The following is a 2,571-nucleotide window of genomic DNA, read 5'->3' as shown; positions in this document are numbered from 1 at the left end:
CACCCAATAATGCCACTGCTATTACTGCTTTAGTGGAGTTAATTCGTGATTCTCACGATGAATCTACCCGTGGGGAAGCGGTATATTTTTTACAAAAGTTGTTAACAGAATCTAAGAAGATGAAAACAGTTGTCACGACTTTAAAAGATCACTTATCAAAAGAGGCTTACCAAGTTATCTGGCACTGCGCCAAAATTATGACTTATCCAGCCTTTTATCAAGCTTGGCATAGCTAGTAACTAGTAATACCGTGAAGTGAAAAATACAAAAGTTATACTGATAGCAGATAACAGCTTGAAGACCTTGATTTTATTTTAGTCCGCGTAGGCGGACTTCGTTTGTATAGCCCCGTTCGCCCTTGGCGTTGCGTTAGCAATATTCTAATCGCCAGGGCTAGGTGCAAGATGTTAGATAACAAAAAAAGAGCGGGTTAAAAAACCCACTCACAGCGAAATGTTAATTTAAACTAGCGTTACTTAACGAACAAGTTCGGGCGCTTTCAAAGAAATCTGAGGCACTTCTTTTTGCTGTGCTAAAGTCGGTACAGAATCACGCAACCTTGCTGTTAACTGTACAGTTGTCGCATCGTACATCTGAGTCAGTAACTTGGGATAAAACCCAATCCCAATAATGGGTACTAACAAACAAGCAACGATAAACACTTCGCGGGGTTCTGCGTCAATCAAAGCTTGGTGAGAAACTAACTCTTCGTTTTCTTCACCATAGAAAATTTCCCGCAACATCGACAGCAGATAAATGGGAGTTAAAATTACCCCAACTGCCATCAAGAACACCACGATAACTTTAAAAGTAGAGCTATAAGCATCGCTGGTGGCAAAGCCGACAAAGATCATTAATTCTGCTACAAAACCGCTCATTCCTGGCAATGCTAAAGAAGCCATAGAACAGGTAGTGAACATAGCAAAAATCTTTTTCATCCGCTTACCAACACCACCCATTTCATCTAACATGAGGGTGTGTGTCCGGTCATAAGTCGCCCCTACAAGGAAGAACAAACTCGCCCCAATTAAACCGTGGGAAACCATTTGTAAAACTGCGCCACTCAATCCTAAATCCGTGAAGGAAGCAATCCCAATCAGGACAAACCCCATGTGAGAAATTGAGGAGTAGGCAATTTTCCGCTTGAGGTTCCTCTGGGCGAAAGATGTCAGGGCGGCGTAGATGATATTCACTACCCCCAAAATCACTAACACAGGGGCAAAATAAGCATGGGCATCGGGCAGCATTTGGGCATTCATGCGAATCAAGGCGTAACCGCCCATTTTCAACAGAATCCCTGCTAGTAACATATGCACGGGGGCTGTAGCTTCACCGTGGGCATCTGGTAGCCACGTATGCAAGGGAATAATTGGTAATTTGACTGCGTAGGCAATCAGAAAGCCAGCATAAAGTAAAAGCTGGAAATTGAGGGCGAAATCCTTCAAGGCGATCGCGCGCATATCGAAAGTCACCGTATCGCCGTAAAATCCCATTGTCAGGGCAGACAGCAAAATAAACAACGACCCACCGGCGGTGTATAAAATAAATTTAGTCGCTGCATATTGTCGCTTTTTGCCTCCCCAAATCGACAGCAGAAAGTAGATCGGTACCAGTTCCAGTTCCCACGCCAAGAAAAATAACAGCATATCCTGAACAGCGAACACGGCAATTTGACCGCCGTACATCACCAGAATCAGGAAGAAAAATAGCTTGGGCTTAAATGTCACTGGCCAAGCCGCTAAAATCGCCAGCGTGCTAATAAACCCGGTCAAAATAATCAGAGGCATGGACAAACCATCAGCCCCTACTGACCAATTTAAATCCAGTGGGGGAACCCAGGGGTAACTCTCCACCATCTGCAAATCTGGATTGGAGAAGTCGTAACCATTAGAAAAAGCGTAAACAATGAGTGCAAAATCTATTAGCCCCACAACCAGGGAATACCAGCGCACTGTTTTGCCGTCTTTATCTGGGATGATGGGAATCAGTAGAGACGCGGCGACAGGTAACAAAATAATTATTGTCAGCCACGGGAAATTAGCTGTATTCATCACAATTAGTCTGCAATCAGAATCATGTTTGGCAAAAAGTCACTAGTTATTAAGTAACAGTTTTTTTGCACTTTTCCCTTCATTGTTAGGTTGATTTAATCAAATTGGCAATCCCCCATTCTCCCAGATGACCTAGAACACATCTACCACCCAGGATTATCCGCCAATAGGTAAACTGGCTGCTAATTGCCTCCGACAGAACAAGTGTGCCATCTGTTCTACGTGAGAATGGGCTATTTTCAGATTATTACTGAGGTGTTATTGATTGTTGATTTTTGGGAAATAGACTAATCAATGTCCGTAAAGCTTGGTTGACAGTTTCTGCATCAGGAAAATATTCTCGCACATCAGGATCAAGCATGATCGCCCCATCTTCCAGGGTGAAACGTTGGACAATTTCTTTTCCATCCTCTTGATGAACAGTAACAGTATGTCCTTGTCGATAGGCTTGGTAATGTTTCCCGCTTGACACTCCTCAGCCTAAAGGCATGAGGATTCTTGCTTCATCCGTCCGAACTAG

Annotated in this window: 3 protein-coding genes; 1 reads left to right on the top strand and 2 read right to left on the bottom strand. The window is 43.5% G+C overall.

What is annotated here, in order from left to right:
* A partial coding sequence (locus ACM0OP_RS23930; protein ID WP_414530907.1) for a hypothetical protein occupies positions 1-236 on the top strand: 236 nt, incomplete at its 5' end.
* Positions 237-476: 240 nt separating this feature from the next.
* Here the strand turns inward: ACM0OP_RS23930 and ACM0OP_RS23925 are convergent.
* Together ACM0OP_RS23925 and ACM0OP_RS23920 are read right to left on the bottom strand one after the other, a co-directional pair.
* Positions 477-2,051 (bottom strand): NAD(P)H-quinone oxidoreductase subunit 4, encoded by a 1,575-nt coding sequence (locus ACM0OP_RS23925; protein WP_414530906.1) that lies wholly within the window; start codon positions 2,049-2,051, stop codon positions 477-479.
* 247 nt (positions 2,052-2,298) lie between these two features.
* The gene (locus ACM0OP_RS23920) at positions 2,299-2,523 is read right to left on the bottom strand and encodes a hypothetical protein (protein WP_414530905.1); all 225 of its coding nucleotides are present in this window, start codon (positions 2,521-2,523) and stop codon (positions 2,299-2,301) included.
* Positions 2,524-2,571 lie beyond the last annotated feature (48 nt).

The organism is Nodularia chucula CCY0103, assembly GCF_963923915.1.
Lineage (GTDB): Bacteria > Cyanobacteriota > Cyanobacteriia > Cyanobacteriales > Nostocaceae > Nodularia > Nodularia chucula.
Note: the sequence above shows the minus strand (reverse complement) of the source record. Positions and strands in the feature narration are given on the sequence as shown.

What these genes read in the sequence shown, in the direction of transcription:
- ACM0OP_RS23925 (WP_414530906.1), bottom strand. Translation starts at nt 2,051, where the DNA reads ATGAATACAGCTAATTTCCCGTGGCTGACAATAATTATTTTGTTACCT.